At 37.7% G+C, this 18,921-nt stretch carries 17 protein-coding genes; 5 read left to right on the top strand and 12 right to left on the bottom strand.

Translation table 11 applies throughout. From position 1 onward, the window contains the following. Positions 1-180: 180 nt before the first annotated feature. Positions 181-1,068, bottom strand: a complete 888-nt coding sequence (locus tag J2786_RS07400; protein WP_002979057.1) for a cyanophycinase — start codon at positions 1,066-1,068, stop codon at positions 181-183. A gap of 201 nt (positions 1,069-1,269) precedes the next feature. Between J2786_RS07400 and cphA the strand changes: the two genes are divergently transcribed. Continuing rightward, positions 1,270-3,900: a cyanophycin synthetase gene (gene cphA / locus J2786_RS07395; protein ID WP_047429705.1), complete on the top strand. Its 2,631-nt coding sequence runs from the start codon at positions 1,270-1,272 to the stop codon at positions 3,898-3,900. 272 nt (positions 3,901-4,172) lie between these two features. On the opposite strand, the gene J2786_RS07390 is transcribed toward cphA, so the two are convergent. Continuing rightward, the gene (locus J2786_RS07390; protein WP_142016607.1) at positions 4,173-4,382 is read right to left on the bottom strand and encodes a hypothetical protein; all 210 of its coding nucleotides are present in this window, start codon (positions 4,380-4,382) and stop codon (positions 4,173-4,175) included. Between the two features lie 21 nt (positions 4,383-4,403). Continuing rightward, the gene (locus J2786_RS07385; protein WP_310024458.1) at positions 4,404-4,532 is read right to left on the bottom strand and encodes a hypothetical protein; all 129 of its coding nucleotides are present in this window, start codon (positions 4,530-4,532) and stop codon (positions 4,404-4,406) included. A gap of 121 nt (positions 4,533-4,653) precedes the next feature. On the opposite strand from J2786_RS07385, the gene J2786_RS07380 reads away from it, so the two are divergent. Then, complete coding sequence (locus J2786_RS07380) at positions 4,654-4,803, top strand: bacteriocin-like protein (protein WP_167497831.1); 150 nt, start codon at positions 4,654-4,656, stop codon at positions 4,801-4,803. Between the two features lie 191 nt (positions 4,804-4,994). Next, positions 4,995-5,414, top strand: a complete 420-nt coding sequence (locus J2786_RS07375) for an N-acetylmuramoyl-L-alanine amidase (RefSeq protein ID WP_047429708.1) — start codon at positions 4,995-4,997, stop codon at positions 5,412-5,414. Between the two features lie 231 nt (positions 5,415-5,645). Here the strand turns inward: J2786_RS07375 and J2786_RS07370 are convergent, their stop codons facing one another. From J2786_RS07370 to J2786_RS07330, 9 genes are all read right to left on the bottom strand, one after another. Further along, positions 5,646-6,104 (bottom strand): hypothetical protein, encoded by a 459-nt coding sequence (locus J2786_RS07370; protein ID WP_047429711.1) that lies wholly within the window; start codon positions 6,102-6,104, stop codon positions 5,646-5,648. A 23-nt stretch (positions 6,105-6,127) separates the two neighbouring features. Further along, on the bottom strand, positions 6,128-7,306 hold the full coding sequence (locus tag J2786_RS07365) for a hypothetical protein (RefSeq protein ID WP_047429714.1): 1,179 nt from the start codon (positions 7,304-7,306) through the stop codon (positions 6,128-6,130). Between the two features lie 225 nt (positions 7,307-7,531). Next, positions 7,532-8,365, bottom strand: coding sequence for a type 1 glutamine amidotransferase (locus J2786_RS07360; protein WP_047429717.1), 834 nt, complete (start codon positions 8,363-8,365; stop codon positions 7,532-7,534). Between the two features lie 33 nt (positions 8,366-8,398). Continuing rightward, positions 8,399-9,520: a carboxylate-amine ligase gene (locus J2786_RS07355; protein ID WP_047429720.1), complete on the bottom strand. Its 1,122-nt coding sequence runs from the start codon at positions 9,518-9,520 to the stop codon at positions 8,399-8,401. Positions 9,521-9,551: 31 nt separating this feature from the next. Continuing rightward, positions 9,552-10,505: an ATP-grasp domain-containing protein gene (locus tag J2786_RS07350; protein ID WP_047429723.1), complete on the bottom strand. Its 954-nt coding sequence runs from the start codon at positions 10,503-10,505 to the stop codon at positions 9,552-9,554. A 52-nt stretch (positions 10,506-10,557) separates the two neighbouring features. Continuing rightward, entirely contained in the window at positions 10,558-11,271 is a 714-nt protein-coding gene (locus J2786_RS07345) for an alpha/beta hydrolase-fold protein (protein WP_047429725.1), read from the bottom strand. A gap of 110 nt (positions 11,272-11,381) precedes the next feature. Next, entirely contained in the window at positions 11,382-12,596 is a 1,215-nt protein-coding gene (locus J2786_RS07340; RefSeq protein ID WP_047429728.1) for an ATP-grasp domain-containing protein, read from the bottom strand. 141 nt (positions 12,597-12,737) lie between these two features. After that, positions 12,738-14,153: a leucyl aminopeptidase family protein gene (locus tag J2786_RS07335; protein ID WP_047429731.1), complete on the bottom strand. Its 1,416-nt coding sequence runs from the start codon at positions 14,151-14,153 to the stop codon at positions 12,738-12,740. Between the two features lie 87 nt (positions 14,154-14,240). After that, on the bottom strand, positions 14,241-15,362 hold the full coding sequence (locus J2786_RS07330; RefSeq protein WP_047429734.1) for an alpha/beta hydrolase: 1,122 nt from the start codon (positions 15,360-15,362) through the stop codon (positions 14,241-14,243). 199 nt (positions 15,363-15,561) lie between these two features. On the opposite strand from J2786_RS07330, the gene glgB reads away from it, so the two are divergent. Together glgB and J2786_RS07320 are read left to right on the top strand one after the other, a co-directional pair. Next, positions 15,562-17,508 (top strand): 1,4-alpha-glucan branching protein GlgB, encoded by a 1,947-nt coding sequence (gene glgB / locus J2786_RS07325; RefSeq protein ID WP_047429737.1) that lies wholly within the window; start codon positions 15,562-15,564, stop codon positions 17,506-17,508. A gap of 3 nt (positions 17,509-17,511) precedes the next feature. Next, positions 17,512-18,918, top strand: coding sequence for a glycogen synthase (locus J2786_RS07320; RefSeq protein WP_047429740.1), 1,407 nt, complete (start codon positions 17,512-17,514; stop codon positions 18,916-18,918). Positions 18,919-18,921: the final 3 nt, after the last annotated feature.

Raw genomic sequence — 18,921 nt, 5'->3', positions numbered from 1 at the left:
ACGAGTTTCGAGTTCCGGGATCTGTGATTTCGGGTTTATTGCCCTTGAAAAAGAGATCGTGGTTAATTATATACCTCGAATCCCGAACCCCGTATTGATACGAGTTCCGGGATTATTTTCTTTTACAAAACGAATCTCGGTTATTTATATATCTCGAACCCCAAAACCCCGCATCCCGCACTATTTATCCTGTGGTATCGGATTAAATTGAGAATTTTCGATCGTTAATGTTTTTGTCGTAAGATCATAATGATCATTCATAGACATCACATGTACAGTTAAATTATCAATAGAAATCGGCTCTCCAAGGTTGATATTGGTAAGGTTGGTATCTTTTATAAACCTTCCGTCTACGAGAATAACAAGTCCTGAACCTACAGCAGTCATCACATCATTATGAATGAAAAGCCCGGTATCTTCACCCAATCCGATTCCCAGCGTTCTCGGATTGTTGACTACCGCCTGGAAAAGACGCCCGATTCTTCCCCGCTGTACAAAGTGAGTATCAATAATAACATTATCGATTAACCCCAATCCCTGAGTGGTTTTGATTTCTCCTTTCAATAAGGCTTCAGAACTGCTTCCCTGATAGATCATATTTTCAGAAGCTGCGGCGGCACCTGCAGAAGTTCCGGAATAGATAAAATCCTGCTCCTGATATTTTAACAGAACCGTATCATGAAATCTTGTTCCGCCAAGAATAGAGGTCAGTCTCAGCTGATCTCCTCCGGTGAACATCATGACATCGGCAGCATTTGCTCTTGCCACCATCGCATCAGAATTAGCTTCCTCACGGTTGTGGATGTCCAGAACATTTACATTTTTAGCCCCAAGAAATTCAAATGCTTTTTTGTATTCAGAACCTACTATCTGAGGGATTTGAGAGGCAGTTGTTACAATTTCAATGACAGAATTTTCTTTTAGTTTCGATTCGTTGATAATCTTTCTTAAGATCCCACGCTCAAAAAAATTAAGATTCTTTTCTATATTCTGATCATAATCGGTTTCAGCAAAACTTCCTTTGTTTACAGCACCTCCGATAACTATTAATTTTCCAACAGGTTTCATCATTGTACAAAATTAAAAAATAATTCACATTCTTTGGCTAATTTCATGCCATCTTTAGTTGATTTTTAATGTTTTAGAAATGTTAATTAAAATTAATTTTTTTTTAATGAATCTTTAAATGTGGTATAGTTTCGTTTAGGGTTTTGCATTATCTTTGGCTATGAAAGGAGTTATTGTTAACTGTTAAAATGCCAATAGACTATGAAAATCGAAAAGATTCAGGCACTAAGAGGTCCTAACATCTGGAGCATCAGAAGAAAGAAGCTGATACAGATGAGGTTGGACTTAGAAGAAATGGAGAATTATCCTACCAATAAAATCGAAGGATTCCGGGAAAGGATTGAAAAATTAATCCCATCATTAATTACACACCGATGCTCAGAAGGAGTAGAGGGAGGTTTTTTCCATAGAGTGGAAACGGGAACCTGGATGGGACACGTCATTGAGCATATTGCTTTGGAAATACAGACTCTGGCAGGAATGGATGTAGGGTTTGGAAGAACCCGTGAAACAAAAACTCCGGGAGTATATAATGTCGTATTTAATTATATCGAAGAAAATGCAGGAATCTTTGCTGCAGAAGAAGCTGTAAAAATTGCAGAAGCACTGGTTGAAAGCAAAGACTATGATTTGAATGCGTGTATTCATAGGTTAAAAGAAATCAGGGAGCGTGTTCGTCTTGGACCTTCTACCGGAAGTATTGTAGAAGAAGCTGCGTCCAGAAGAATTCCATGGATAAGACTGGGAACAAACTCATTGGTTCAGCTTGGTTATGGAGTGAACCAACAAAGATTTCAGGCTACGATTACCGGAAAAACAAGTTCTATTGCTGTAGATATTGCCTGTAATAAAGAGCTGACCAAAAGAATGCTTCACGATGCAGCGATTCCGGTGCCCATTGGAGATCTGGTAGTGGATGAAGAAGGGTTGAACGCTGTAATCAGAAAAATAGGGTATCCTATTGTAATCAAACCGTTGGATGGAAACCATGGAAAAGGATCTTCCATTAACGTCAACGACTGGGATGCTGCTAAGGTAGGTCTTGAACATGCTCAGAAATATTCAAGAAAAGTAATTGTTGAGAAATATATCACAGGATATGATTTCCGTGTACTGGTGATCAATAATAAAATGGTGGCTGCTGCAAGGAGAGTTCCGGCTCATGTTATAGGAGATGGAGAGCTGAACCTGCAACAGCTTATTGAAAAAGAAAACAAAGATCCAAGAAGAGGTTATGGCCATGAAAATGTTCTTACCGAAATTGAAGTTGATAAAGACACTTTAGAATTACTTGATAAACTTCAATATACTTTGGAAACAATTCCTCAAAGGGGAGAAGTGGTTTATCTTAAATCAACGGCCAATCTTTCAACGGGAGGAACATCCATTGATGTCACTGATATGGTACATCCGGAAAATATCACAATGGCAGAAAGAATTTCTAAAATTATCGGATTGGATGTTTGCGGTATTGATGTGATGGCAGAGAACCTTACCCAGCCTTTAAAAGAAAGTGGTGGTGCCATTATTGAAGTCAATGCAGCACCTGGATTCAGAATGCATCTTGCCCCAAGTGAAGGCTTACCAAGAAACGTGGCTGCTCCGGTAGTTGATATGCTGTATCCTCAGGGGAAACCTTTTACCATTCCAATCATTGCGGTAACAGGAACCAATGGAAAAACCACCACAACAAGACTTATTTCTCATATTGTAAAAAGTAACGGTTACAGAGTAGGATTTACCACTTCGGACGGAATTTATATTCAAAATACCATGCTCTCAAAAGGAGATACTACAGGACCGCTTTCTGCAGAATTTATTCTGAAAGACCCTACTGTAGAATTTGCAGTGCTGGAAACAGCAAGAGGAGGAATTTTACGTTCCGGACTAGGTTTTTCTCAATGCGATATCGGGGTTCTTACCAATATTGAAGAAGATCATTTGGGAATGAATGATATTCACAGTCTGAAAGATCTTACCAAAGTAAAGCGTGTGGTACTGGATAGCGTGAAAAAGAGCGGCTGGAGTGTTTTGAATGCCGACAATGAATACTCCATGAAGATTGTGAATGACCTCGATTCAAATGTAGCTATTTTCAGTATGGATGAAAACAATCCTCATATCGTAAAATTTGCTAAAGAAGGAAAAATAACCTGTGTTTATGAAGAAGGTTTTGTAACCATCAAAAAAGGAGACTGGAAGATCAGAATAGGAAAAGCCAAAGACTTCCCGATTACGATGGAAGGAAAGGCCAGATTTATGATTGAAAACGTATTGGCAGCCAGTTTGGCAAGTTATCTTTATGGATTCGGAATTGAGGATATTTCCAATTCTTTGAGAACTTTTATTCCTAGTGCTCAGCTGACACCGGGACGACTGAACGTCTTTAAATTCAAAAACTTTAAGGTACTGATTGACTTTGCCCATAATCCTTCAGGATATGAAGCCATTGAAGATTATCTGAAAAACGTAGAATCCACCAAGAAAATCGGTATTATTTCTGGTGTTGGAGACCGAAGAGACAACGATATCAGAGAGTGCGGAAAGATTGCCGGAAGAATGTTTGATTATATTATCATCCGAAATGAAAAACACCTTCGCGGAAGAACGGAAGATGAAATCAACGGATTGATCATTGATGGGATTAATTCTACAGGCAGAGACGTTAGTTATGAGATTATTCCTAAAGAAATTGAAGCATTGAAACATGCGATAGGAATGGCAGAAGAAGGAACTTTTATCACGGCTTTAAGTGATGTTATTTCCAATGCCATTGATCTGGTTCAGGAATACCAGGCCAAGGAATTACTGGAAGACGATAAAAACCTGTAAATACATCTTTATAGAACTTATTACAATTGCAATACGGAATAGAAAACGTATTGCAATTTTTGTATCTATTGTACTGGCGCTGTCGATTTCAAAGGAGGCCAACAATTTAATTTCAATCATTACGGTTTCCCGTAGGGTTGCCAATACATTCTCTACTTATATTTACGCAGTTTGAATAAACTAAAAGTACAAGAAGTTTTTTTAATGCCTTCCCTTATGGGGAGGTTTTTGTTTTGGTACAGTACAAAATATCCTTGTGTATTGTAACAGCTTTATTTTGGCAGCGTAATTCGGGTAGTATTTAGAGGTTTAAGATAAGCGATCTTTTTCTCAGCTACCATTTTATCGAATAATTTGTTTCTCTCAAGGATGGGTAAATTAATGATTTGATCCAGTTCATTAATATCTGAACCGTTCCACCCTCCATTTTTCTTATGGTCTTCTCGTATTTTCTCTATTATTTTAGCTTCTATTTCTTCCATGTTTTCCATGGTTCAAATATACTACTTAATAAACATTTCATACACTAAAACGATCCATCCGATTGCACATGTCCAGGTAATACATCCAATCAACCTTACTTGCCAGTCCGGGCTTTGAAATAAAAGACAGTCTTTAATAAATTCTTTCATCTTTCTAAGATACTTTTATTGAATGTTTTTTGTTTACGGAAATCCGTAACGATTATTTTTTTATGTTAAATCTCTAATTGGAGAATAATATTTATATTTGACTCCTAACTAAATCAAAATCATGAAAAATTTAAAGAAAATCTCTAAGGAGAAGTTAAGAAGTATCACTGGAAAAGGAGGATGTCCTCCAGGCTGGCATGATTGTCCTTTGCCATGGAATGAAAAAGTGTGTATTCCACATGACAACGAGATGGCATGTCCGGATTTATAAAAAAAATTATCCCTCACCGTGAGGGATTTTTTGTTGCTGTTCTTCAGTTTTTATGAGTTTCATCATTTTAATACAACGCAAGAATAAACTTAAAAAGAAAGTAATCACAACAATGTAAATAGGGTGTTTTTCCTTCACTATTTTGGGAGTTACAGGTTTAATTTTGCTCAATAATAATTAAATTGAAATCTATGAGAACAATCAATTACATCGTTATACATTGTACAGCAACGCAGCCAGACGTTAAAATAGAGACTATTAAAAGGTATTGGAAAGAGAACCTGAAATGGAAAAATCCCGGGTATCACTATATGATAAAAGCTGATGGACAAATAGTCAACACTTTGCCTATTGATCAGGTATCCAATGGAGTTGCAGGATGGAATTCTCAGATTATCAATATATCATACATCGGAGGCATTGATAAAAGCAACCATCCAAAAGATACAAGAACGGAAGAGCAAAAAAAATCTATTGTCAAGCTGTTAAGAGAATTAAAATCAAAATTCCCTAATGCTAAAATTCAAGGACATAGAGATTTTCCCAATGTCCATAAAGCTTGCCCTAGCTTTGATGCGAAGAAAGAGTATGCTGGGTTATTAATAATCTGAAGTGCTGGAAGATCGTTAAAAAAGCGTTATGAAAACCTAATATACAAATAATAACTCACGTCTTACGGTTTCCCGTAGTGTACGCCTACACCATCTCCTTATATTTACAATGTTTGTGAAAACACAGCGTACATGTCAATTTTTTTATCCTCCTTTGTTGGGGGATTTTTTATGATTGATGAGGTCTTCAGGAATAAAAAATAAAACCTCCGAAATTTCGGAGGTTTGTTTCTATAAGTTTTCCCAGGATTTCTTTATGTTCTGCATTTTTTTAAGATAAAAATACAAAGGAATCAATTCTAATCTGAGCGTAAAGCTAATTGTTGGATATACAAACGGGATAATGGCCATCATAATGAGGCAAATAGCAATACCTATAACAGCATCAGCTATTGCGGTCTGTACTGCCCATTTTTGCTCAAACCAAAGTCCGTAGGCAACGATCCCTTTAAATAAAAACAAGACACAGATCAAAAGTCCTGTCATTGAATAAGGATGGTTGGCATCCATCCCATATAAAGATAAAGAGACATGAGTCATCATAGAGCCTGCTATCAAAAAAATAGCAGCGAGCGCTCCTCCGATTAAAAAGATCCACAAGAAAACTTTAATCCACGTGGGTAATAGGCTTCTTCTTCGTGTTAAAAGGTTGTTGTCAAATTCTGCGAAAGGTGTTGATCTTTCTTCCATGTAGTATTAGTTTTTATCAGTTTTTATCCGAAAAAAGCATTGGAACTACCGATCCAGATGGCATCTTTTTTATTGAAGTCTACATTCACCATTGCGGCTTTAGTCATTCTTCCGAGATTTTCCAGTAGGATAGGGCGTTCGTCGTTTTCCCGCCAAATATACAACAAACGGATCTCTGCTTTTGAAAAATCTCCGTTGATATCTTCAAAAATAGGTTCATAGAACACTTTTCTCTGCAAAATATAGTTTTCCTTATCCTGAATAGAGTCGGTAATTTCTTTCGTAGGATTCAGATTAACTCCGCTTCCGGCAAATGAAAATAATGGTTTCAATACAAAGTCTTCAAGGTTTTCATTGTCCGGAAATTCATGCAGAAAATAACTCTTTGGAACAAACTGATGTTGTAATAAAGGTAAAAGGAACTTTGAAATTTTGAAGAACCAATTCGGGTGGGTGATCCATTTGACATCCACTTCCTCACGGAAATCAAATTCTGTATGCAGATCCGGAATATTATCCAGCTCGTCAAATATAACACGGTTGTAGATTCTTTTGATTTCGGTTAGCTTACCATTATTTTCATAATACAGCTTTCGCCCTTCCTTCTTTACTTTCGTCAGGCATACGGTTTTGATACCTATTAATTTTTCTGTGAGAGCAAAATCAATAGCGGTTTTCTGTCTTTCTGGGAAAATTTCGAGAAGGATTACATTTTCAGGATTTTCATCTCCTACAATCAGTTCTTTTAAGTAGTTTTTAAAGGTTTCATGCGGCATAAGATTTCTGATCTCCGAAAGAAAAGGGTAGACTTCACAATACGTTTCCTCATATACTTTCTGAAAAGCATACAAAGAAGGAAATGCCTGAAGTTCGATAAGCTGAGGTTCTATTGTCCCGTTTTCACTTTTGCAGACTCCAAAATCTATAGTAAAAAAATGGGGCTGGCTGGTATCATTGGGAACTCTGCAGTGATCAGGAATAGCCTTTTGAAGGAGTTCTGCCGGAATTGCTTTGATCTGGCTGATAATACTTTCGCTGGCATCGAGAAGCTTATTCTCAAATTCTTTGGTCAAAAAAATCGGACTTTCTGAAACTCTGAAAGCGGGTGCTGTACCTCCTTTTTCTGCCAATATATTTTTGAGTTGATTATATTTTTCATCCGAAAACTCCTGGTTGTACTGTTTTCTGTATTTTGGGATCATATTTTTTTTCTTTTGTGATGGTAAAAAATCGGACGTTTCTGCCCAATTTGATTTTACCACAAAAGGCACAAAAGTTTTAGAATATAAAATTTTACAATACACTTTTATAAAATACCTATTTAATTGGGAAATCTTTGATTTTCAAGAAAGCTTATGTGCTCTTTCCAACAGCTTTTATGATTGTAATACCCCAATCCCTTTTGTGACTTTTGTGGTTTGTATTGATTAAGCCAAAGTTTCAGCTTCTTTCAAAATGTTTTTTTTTGCGAACTGAAGAAATCTCGGAAGAATCTGATGTCTGGTCAGAATAATTTTATCTTCATCGTCTATTCTGTCTATCGTTTCAAGATATTTTTCCATCCCGAAGTTTTCGATCATGGCTTCTTTGTTTTTTTCATCTTTCAGGTTTTCGATCAAAGATTCAGGATTGGCTTCCGGGTGAAACTGTGTTCCGAATATTTCCTCTGAAAAACGAACAGCCATTACCGCTCTCTCAAGATTGATGTGAGGACGGAATTTTTCAATGGCCATGATGGTCATTCCCAATTCTTCAAAACGGTCATGATCCGGTTCAATAAACTGATAAGCTCTGGAATCTACTGCATAAAAAGGATCCTGAAGATTTTTAAACAGGAATTCCTCCTTACCTTCATCTGTTTTATGAACAGGCATTACGCCAAAGGAATAAGATTTTCTTTTACATATATTACCAAGATTCCAATGAATACTTGCCAACTGGAATGAATGGCAGATCAGGAAAAGATATTTTTTATCTTCATGGTATTTATTATGTTCTAAAACCGAGGTTAAAAAATCAGCATATCGGTCTTCCCAGGCAAAACCTTCACGATGTGGGTTTCCTGGTCCGCCGGAAGAAATGAAAATATCAAAATCACTAATCTCTGGTATTTCATTTTTAAACCTTACGTCAAATGTCTTGATCACAACATTTTCTTCAGAGTTCTGCTGAAAAGATTCAGAAATTTCTTTAATGTTTCTAAAACCTTGATTCACATGATTGTTGTTCATGTCCAACAGCGCAATTCGAATATCTTTCATTACATCATATTTTTTGTAAAGTTACCAAAAATATTATGAAGCAGGTTCGCCATGGGTTATGCCATATTCCGTTTCAGAGATCATATAATCAACGACTTTCGTCAGATCACCTGTTTCCTTAAAGATCTGAAGTTGTCGGTCTGCACCGGTACCGTATTCCAGAATTTTCCAGGCATATTCCACTTCATGGCGGCATCCCAAATCGTCTACCACATCATCAATAAACTCTAAAAGTTCTTTCAATAAATGAGGATAAGGAACGGATTCTTCTTTCCCAAAATCGATCAGATGGGCTTCGATACCACTTTTGGAGGCACGCCATTTATTTTCGTTCAATAACAGTCTTCTGTAACTTCTGAAGCTTAGATTCTGTTGGTGAAGCTTATAAATTTTAGCAACAAGGCACTGCATAATGGCTGCAAGACATACCGTTTCATCAATTCTTAGCGGCATATCACAGATTCTGAATTCGATGGTTGGATAAAAAGGATGTACCCGCAAATCCCACCAGATTTTCTTGGCATTGTCGATGGTTCCTGTTTTCACCAGAAGATCTACATAACTGTCGAACTCTGCCAGAGAGTTGAAGTAACTCGGAATACCGGTTCTTGGGAATTTTACGAAGATTTCCTGCCTGTACGATTTAAAACCTGTATATCTTCCAATCCAGAAAGGTGAATTGGTTGAAAGAGCATACACGTGCGGAAGGAAATATCTCATCACATTCTGAATTCTTACGCCTTCTTCACGATTAGGAATTCCAATATGAACATGCAGTCCGAAAATAAGATTTTCACGAGCCACATCTCCCATATCATCAACAATTTTAATGTATCTTTCTCCCTGGGTGATATTGTTTTCAGACCAATGAGAGAATGGGTGAGTACCTCCTCCGGAAACACGCAGTCCCTGCTCATGGGCGATATTGATGAGGTGACGTCTCAAATTCGTCAATTCTGCCCTGGCTTCCTGAATATTCTGACAAATTCCCGTTTCCATTTCAATCATGGATTCGTGCATTTCATGCTTTAAATTTTCACTTAAAACCGCTTTGCCGCCTTCAATGATTTTTGAAACGTGAGAAACCAGATCTCTGCTTTCCACATCGATGATCTGATATTCTTCTTCAATTCCAATAGTAAACTGATGATGCATTTATTTTGTGTTTTTTAATTTTTTTTCAATATTATTTTATGGAATCTTTCACGAAGGTTCCCCAGGCAATATTGGGTTTCCCCTGAACATACTCTTTAGCTTTTTCTATAGCCAGTTTGGCAGCATGCTCTATAATCCATGCAAAATTTTCTTCTCCTACAGAATTCCGGTCTGCGTCAGGAGCCGGGTTGCAGAAATCGATGGCATAAGGAATACCGTCTCTTACAGCAAATTCCACGGTGTTGAAATCGTATCCTAAAGCCTGATTCATTTTAATCGTATAATCATGAATGGTCTTCAGTAATTTTTCAAGTTCTTCACCTTGTGTCTGATGAGTGGTAGCATATCTTAAATGAGGCGCATTTCTCGGCTCATAAGGCATGATGTGGACATATTTTTGGCCCAGGCAGTACACTCTGTAGTAATCATCGAAAATAATTTCCTCCTGTACCATCATCACCAGCTGCCCGGTTTCTCCCAGTTTGTTCCAAAGATCATCCGGATTTTCCACTCTGTAAACATTTTTCCAGCCGCCGCCGTCATGAGGCTTCATGTATGCGGGAAATTCTACATAATTAAAGATATATTCCCAGTCATGCGGAAATTTAAGGTTTCTGAATGATGTTTCTGAAGTATTGTCCGGTCTTTCATGGGATGGAAGCAGAACGGTTTTAGGAAGTGGAATACCCAGTTTGGACATCAGGGCATTGTTGAAAAACTTCTCATCAGCACTCCACCAGAATGGATTATTGATGACATAAGTGCCGTTAAGGGCTGCATTTTTTAAATAGGCTCTGTAAAAGGGAACGTCCTGTGAAATTCTGTCGATGATTACTGCATAGCCATAATCTGCTCCCTGTTCTAATTTATCAATAGTAACGGGTTCAGCTATGATATTTCCACCTCCCAGTTCATTTACTTTGTCTATAAATGCCCAGGGAAAAGTGTCTTCCATACCGAAAAGAATTCCTACTTTTTTTGTCATAATTTTTGTTTTTAAGGTGGGGTATATTTTTTCTATTTGTCTTTTTATTGTTTTAAGAGAAAAATGCTCCTATAAAGGTTGGGAAGACCATTCTCCATAACGGCCAGTCGTGGCCTATCCATTTTCTTTCATCATACCAGAATTCTATGCCTTTTATTCTCAGAATTTCAGCCATTTCCATATTTTTATCCTTGCAGATATCCTGATCAGAAGTACTCAATACAATATGCATATGTTTGTACTTCCAGGCTTCATCATTTCGTACAAATTCCCTCGGGCAGTTGAAGTATACAAGATCATCAGAATAGCCGTCCATAAAATTCCTTATGCTGAAGGCTCCCGAAAGGCAAAACAGATGAGAAACCACATCCGGAAATCTGAAAGCGAAATTAGCAGCATGATAGCCTCCGAAACTGGCTCCTGCTAAGGCCACACGATGGGTTTTATGAAGTTTTTGGATATAAGGAACAAATTCCTTGATCAGAAACTGTACATACCGTTCGTAGTTCCTTATTCTTTGCTGAGGGGAGATTTTTTCATCATAAAAACTCCAGCTGTCGATGGTCTGTACATTATAAAGCTTTACTTTTCCCTGCTCTATAAACCAGTTGATGCTTCCATTGAGATGAAAATCATGATTCTGGGTATACTGTCCCTGGGAAGTTGGAAACATAATGATAGGATGTCCGTAATGCCCGGTCACTTCTACCTTGAGACTTGTTCCCAATATATTTGAATAATACTCTGTATGTTCTATGTGAGGCATTTTTCCTTGTTTAGTTTATCTTTCTAAATTACATTTTAGTAGAGAATCTTGGATCAGATTATATATTATGAATTCAATAACATTTTGAATATCAATGTCACGCGTTATTTTTAAGAACTCAATTTATTACTTTTCGGAGGTAGAATATTCAGCATGTCAGTATGGATTATTTCTGCTGCAGCATCCAGTCTGTCCTGTACAACGGAGGCATCTCCGGATTTGTAAACAATTCCAACATGATAATCTATGGGTAGAAATTTGACCACCTCTTCACATTCAAAAGTACTGTAATTCGGTTCTTTATCTTTAATCAGGGCAACAATCATACCTGAATAATAGCCTGTAGGCGGAGAAACACTATAATCGTGCCCTCTTAAAAGAGCATCTTCAATTTTTGCCCATTCCCTCCAGATATTGATACCGCTTGAGGCCTCAACGAGGTCGGGAATATGAGCTCCCCCAACTCTGGATGACGTTTCAAGGAAATACCATTTTCCATCTTCTTTTCCCCGGATGAATTCTGTATGGGTAGCTCCGTTGACAAGTCCGAAATTGGAAAGAACTCTGGCATTTATTTCTTCCAATGCTTTAAACTCCTCGGAATATCTTCCTAAAGTCTTGGATCTGAAAACACCGCCTTCATGAGAAACCTGCATAGGAGGTGCAAGATATTTTGAGGCAGAAGTAAACACTATTTTCTTGTTAAAAGTAAGGCTGTCCACATGGTAAACATCTCCGGGTTTAAAACTCTCCAGTAAAAAAAGATGACGTTCTTCTCCCAAAGTTTCCAGGGCTTCATGAAGCTGTTCTTTGGAGGTGATCTTTTTGATTCCTGATGCTGATGCTTCAGACCGGGGTTTCAGTACCCATGGGGCAGGAACGCGGTCTGTAAATTCATCCACTTCATGATCATTGAATACAGCAGTAAATTCAGGGACGCTAATCCCGGAATCTTTTGCTTTCTGCCGCATAGCAAGTTTATCTCTGAAATATCGGTGGGTAGTCTGTCCCATTCCCGGAATACGGAATGTTTCCCTGATTAATGCAGCTTTTTCAACATCATAATCATCCAAAGCCACTACAGCATCTACTTTTCTGGTTTTCATCAGGTGGGAAAATCCCTGAATAAGGTGTTCCAGATTCCATACGGATGGCTTTAGCTCAGGCATATAGAATGTTTCATCAATAGCATGCCACGGCCAGTTTTTTTCTTTGAGGTTTTCGGAGGTTACAAGGATGATTTTATTGCCGAGCTTTTTCATTTCGTCCATAAAATCGTAGCCTTTGTAATAGCACGAAATACACACAATGGTTTTCTTCTCCATATAATGTTTTTTAAGAATTAGTGAATTTTCAAAAATAAAAGCATTTATATGTTATTTTATTAATATTAAAAAATAAAATATCGTGCATTTTTGAAAATTCACTAATCAATTATACAGAGTTTTTTTGTAAAAAACTAATTTTTAGTGATAATTTTCGATTAAATTCACAAGGAGTTGAACTCCAAAACCAGTGGCTGCTTTTTCTTTGGCATAACCCACACTTCCAAAGGCTACCCCTGCAATATCTAAATGTGCCCATTTAGGGTGATTTTCAATGAATTGCTCCAGGAATTTTGCGGCAATAATACAGTCTCCCACAGGCTTTAGAGAGATGTTTTTCATGTCTGCTACATCAGACTGGATATCATCTTTCCAGACGTCCCATAAAGGAAGATTCCAAACCCTCTGATTGGTCTGATCTCCGGTTTTAATCAGTTTGTTTTTAAGTTCTTCATTATTGGAGAACATCGCAGCGCAGGTGTCTCCGAACATTCTTACCGAGCTTCCTGTTAAAGTAGCCAGGTCAATAAGGAAATCGGTTTTGTAGTTTTTAGCAAGATAAGATAATCCGTCTGCAAGAATCAGCCTGCCTTCAGCATCAGTATCAAGCACTTCAATGGTTTTTTTGTTGTAGGCTGTGATGACGTCACTTGGAAGAAGCGCCTTTTCAGAAACAGCATTATCTGTAATAGGCAGAACGGCAATAATATTGACCGGAAGCTGCATTTCAGCGGCATAGATTAACGTTCCCAAAACAGCAGTAGCTCCACCCATATCAGATTTCATATAGTGCAGATTGGCAGAGCTTTTTATTGATATTCCTCCCGTATCAAACAAAATACATTTTCCTACCAATCCGAAAGTTTTGGCATTTTTTACAGTCGTTTTATATTCTAAAATAGTGAACGCTGCATCATAAGCACTGCCTTGGTTCACAGAAAGATAAGCGCCTAATCCAAGCTCTTCACATTTTTTTCTGTTAAAAGCAGAGTATTTTAAGTCATATTTTTTAGCCAGATTTTTAAGGTATGTGCTTAAGATATCCGGTTTTTTAAGATTGGCTGGTTTATTGAGCCAGTCCTGGCAGGCAGACTGTCCGTTAATCAGAGCTTCTGCTTTCTGGCTGATATGATCAAGCTTTTTCTGGCTTAAATTTTCAAAATGCAATTCAAATTTGGCATTCCAAAACGCATGTTTTTTATCAAAAGGATAGTTGTAAGTTCCTGTTAAAAGTCCTTTTACAAATTCTTCAAACTGCTTTTCATTCATGAAATCAGCAAGTGCTAATGTAGGTACAGCCTGAAGTTTTTCTTTTTGAGACTGTGAAAACCTCGCTGCCACCTGTTGGATTTCAAAATTTTGTAAGGTAGATTTTCCTAATCCAATGAAATATGTAATCCCTTCTTCATGGGCATTGACAAAGACTTCATATTTCTTTCCTGTGAAAAAAGTGGAAATGTTTTTATTGAAATTTTTACCGGTTTTTGTCCATTCTTCCTCAGTAAAGAGGTGAAAAACCTGAGTGTAATTTTTGTTTTTTTTATTGATTAGTTTCATAAATAGATGTTATATTGTCTAAATTCATTTTTACCGCTGCCTTCATTTGTTCTTGACTGCCTGAATTTTCTGCAACGGTTTATAGATTTAGTTTTTAATGCTTTGTTGTTGTGGTTTTACTTCTACAGGATTTTCTGTATTATCATAGAACAGCCATTCAATAGCTCTTGGGAATTCCTGTGACCAATAAAATTCATTGTGAGTGCCTTCAGGATTGATGTTGGTTTTAAATTCAAAATCAAAAAGTTTTTTTTCTTCCCATCTTTTCAGATATTCTTCAAAAATATGAATTCTTTTGACCATTTTAGAGCCTTCCTGACCTCCGCCGTAAAGATAAATTTTAGTTTTAAACGGAACCCGGAAATTCATCATCGGAAAGTTGTTATTCGGTTCTACCCAAAGCGAAGGCGAGAATATCAAAAGTTTGGAATACACTTCAGGGTAAAGAAATCCACTGTATATACTGATAAGCGCCCCCAATGAGCTGCCCCCGATTCCGGTATTGTCGCGGTCTTTTTTTGTTCTGTAATTTTCGTCCACAAAAGGCTTTAAAGTATCTGCAATAAAGCGGATGTATTTTTTTCCTTCAGAACCGTTGGCTACACGATCATTATCAAAAATATATTCTTTAATTCTTTCCTCGCTGCCATGTTCTATCGCAATGATGATAAGATCACCACGGCCGTATTCTGCAAGGATGGATAGTTTTTTGTCAATTTCCCAATTTCCGAAACCGCTTCCTTCATTGAACAGATTTTGTGCGTCCTGAAGGTATAAAACAGGATATCGTTTATCCGTGTTGTGATAGTCGTAGGGAAGGAGTGCCCAAACCTTACGGTAACGGTCAAGCTGTGGAATGTAAAAATTTTCGGAAATAACTTCTGCTATTGGATAATATTCTTCTTTGAACGGACCCCAGTTCAGTCTCCATTTTTCTACAGAGTCAGCTGTTTTACCTGCAGATTTTTTTACTTTGCGGTTGGGTGTGATATTGCCATACTGGTCCAGTTCTACATTTTCCCAACCTCCCTTTGTGAATTTATATTCAATATCATCAGGAAGAACCTGATCTTCAATTTCTATACAATAATTGGATGTGTCAGTTTGTTTAAGCTGAAAATTATAATCTTTAGGATTCCAGCTGTTGAAATTTCCGGTAATAAATACCGGTCTGTCGTCTATTTCTGCTGTATAAAGTTCAAACCTCATCGTTGTGTTTAATAAAATATTGATGTTAAATTTATAAAAAAAGATTGTTTTGAAATCATAAAAATGTGAGTTAAAAAATGATATATTTGATAGATAGACAAAACACGGAATGATCTTGACAATTATTTGATGAATAATTCATCGCTATTGTCAGTATTTTTCGTAGTTTCAGGGAAAATATAAATACAAACTGATCTTGATGAATTCTGTTAAGACCTACACGCTTTTCACCGATCATGATGTGTACCTTTTCAAAGAAGGTAGACATTATAAGCTGTATGGCAAATTTGGGGCGCATTCTGCTGAAAAAGATGGCGTAAAGGGCGTATATTTTTCTGTTTGGGCACCCAATGCAAAGAAAGTTTCTGTGATTGGAAACTTTAACAACTGGAATCACAAAGATCATATTTTGTTTCCAAGATGGGATGAGTCAGGGATTTGGGAAGGATTTATTGAAGGATTAACCTGGGGAACATTATACAAATATGCTATTGAAACACAAGGAGGCGAAATTCTGGAAAAAAGTGATCCTTATGCGGTAAGCTGGGAACAGAATATTCAGGCAGCTTCCCTGGTTTCTACCACATGGTATGAGTGGAATGACCAGGAGTGGATGGATAACCGATGGAAAACAAACAGGCTGGAAGCCCCGATATCCGTATATGAACTGCATTTGGGCTCCTGGGTAAGAGAAGATGATCAGCCTCAACGTTTTTTAAACTATAGAGATATTGCCAAAAAACTGGTTCCCTATATAAAAGAAATGGGATTTACCCATGTGGAATTTATGCCCGTAATGGAATATCCTTACGAACCCAGCTGGGGATATCAGATCACCGGTTTTTATGCAGCAACCTCTCGCTTTGGTTCACCGCAGGATCTGATGTTTCTTATTGATGAACTTCATAAAAATAGTATAGGCGTTATTCTGGATTGGGTTCCGTCCCATTTTCCGGGAGATGCCAATGGTCTTCATCGCTTTGACGGATCTTATCTGTACGAACACGAAGATCCGCGAAAAGGGTTTCATCCGGATTGGAAGTCCCATATTTTCAATTACGGAAGAAATGAAGTGAAATCTTTTCTGATCTCCAATGCAATGTTCTGGCTGGACCGTTATCATGCAGACGGATTGCGTGTGGATGCCGTAACCTCAATGCTTCATCTTGATTATTCAAGAAACGAAGGGGAATGGGAACCTAATATATATGGAACCAATGTAAATCTGGAGGCTAAAACTTTCCTACAGGAATTTAATACAGCTGTTTATAAAGAATTTGGAGATAATATCATCACTATAGCGGAAGAAAGTTCAGATTTTCCCATGCTTACAAAACCTGTTCATGACGGTGGCGTAGGATTTGGAATGAAATGGATGATGGGATGGATGCATGATACACTGGACTATTTCAAAGAAGATTTTGTTAACCGTAAATTCCATCATCATAAGCTGACTTTTGCTTCCATGTATATGTATAATGAAAATTATATGATGCCTTTGTCACACGATGAAGTAGTACACGGAAAAGCAAGTCTTATCTATAAAATGAAAGGCGATGAATGGCAGAAATTTGCTAATCTCCGTACCTTATATGTTTATATGTACACCCATCCCGGAGCTAAACTGCTTTTTATGGGGGATGAGTTCGGGCAGACCAGTGAATGGAATTTTACCCGAAGCCTGGACTGGCATTTGCTGAAATATCCTGTTCACAAAGGAATGCAGGATATAGTAAAAGAACTGAATCATCTGTACAGATCAGAAACTGCTTTTTATGAAAATCAGTTTGATAAACACGGTTTTGAATGGGTAGAAGCAGATGATCTGGAAAACTCGGTCTATGTATACCTCAGAAAAGGAAAAAAGAAAGATGATGTCCTGATGGTTGCTTTAAACCTGGCACCAAAAGTACTGGATTATAAAATCGGGATTCCTGCAGGTACCCACTGGGAAGTTATTTTAAATTCGGATGATGAAAAATACAGTGGAAGTGGCGTAGAGCCTGAAATCCTGGACGAGAAGTTTGAAGAATGGAGAGGGTACACCAAAACAATAACCGTGAAACTCCCGCCTCTGGCAGGAATTGTTTTACGTCAGAAGAAAGATAAAAAGTATAAATTACACAGAATTAAACATAAGAGATAAAGAATGGTTATTTATCATTTAAGTACAGAATGTTATCCCGTAGCAAAAGTAGGCGGTCTGGCAGATGTGGTGGGAGCGTTACCAAAATATCAGAATAAAATAAAAGGAGTAGAGGCAAAAGTAGTGATGCCATGGTACAACAAATCCTTTGTATATGATCATGAATTTGATCTGGTCTTTGACGGCTTTATTCATCAGGGAGCTAATATGCTGCAGGTTCAGGTATTGAAAGAGAAGACAAATGTTTTGGGATTTGAGCTATATATGGTAAGAATTCCCGGATTATTGGACAGGGACAATCCTTATGGGTACCAGGATGAAAGCTTTCAGTTTCTGGCGTTCCAGCATGGAGTATTACATTGGCTGTCTGCGATGAAAATCCGTCCTGATGTACTGCATTGCCATGATTATCATACCGGTCTGGTTCCTTTTATGGTTCAAAACTGCCATGAATTTGAATTCTTAAAAGGAGTAAAAACAGTAGGAACGATTCATAATGGCGAATATCAGGGCATGATGAGCTGGACAATGGCACAGTATATGCCTTCTTTCGATACCTACAAATGGGGACTGATGGATTGGAACGGACTGATGAATCCTCTGGCCAGTATGATCAAATGTGCCGATGCTTTTACCACCGTTTCGGAAGGATATCTTGAAGAGCTTTTTATCAGCTTCCGCGGACTCGAAAGCCTGGTTCGTCAGGAATTCGGAAAAGCATATGGAATTATTAATGGTATTGATACAGAAGTCTGGAATCCGGAAACCGATCCGATGCTGGATTTTAATTTTAACAGTACAAATGCAGTCGCTCAAAAGAAAAAAAATAAAGAAAACCTCTGTAAAGAATATGGGTTGAAACCCGAACTTCCTTTATTTGCTTTTATCGGAAGATTCGCCACAGAGAAAGGAGCAGATCTGCTGCCTGATGTGGTATGGAGAAGTATCAAGCAGAGTTATGGTGCTTTAAATATTATGATTCTTGGTTCAGGGAATACCTATATCGAGAATAAACTGAAAGAATACGACTATACGTATACCAATTTTGCATTGGATCTCGGATATAAAGAACATCTTTCCCATAAGATCTATGCATCGGCAGATTTTCTTCTGATGCCTTCAAGAGTAGAACCCTGCGGACTGAACCAAATGTACTCCATGAGATATGGAACCGTTCCCGTAGTAAGATTTACGGGCGGTCTGAGAGATACCGTGGAAGATATTTCAACCGGTGGCGCAGGACTGAACTTTACGTATCCCGGAGTAGATGACGTTGTACATGCGATGAACAGAGCAATGGCAATTTATAATCAAAAGGGAGTGATGGAAGATCTTATCCATGCCAATATGAATTTTGATTTTGCATGGGAGAAATCTGCAGAAAAATACATAGCTTTATATAATAGCTGATAG

It is taken from the genome of Chryseobacterium vietnamense (assembly GCF_031454475.1).
Lineage (GTDB): Bacteria > Bacteroidota > Bacteroidia > Flavobacteriales > Weeksellaceae > Chryseobacterium > Chryseobacterium vietnamense.
Note: the sequence above shows the minus strand (reverse complement) of the source record. Positions and strands in the feature narration are given on the sequence as shown.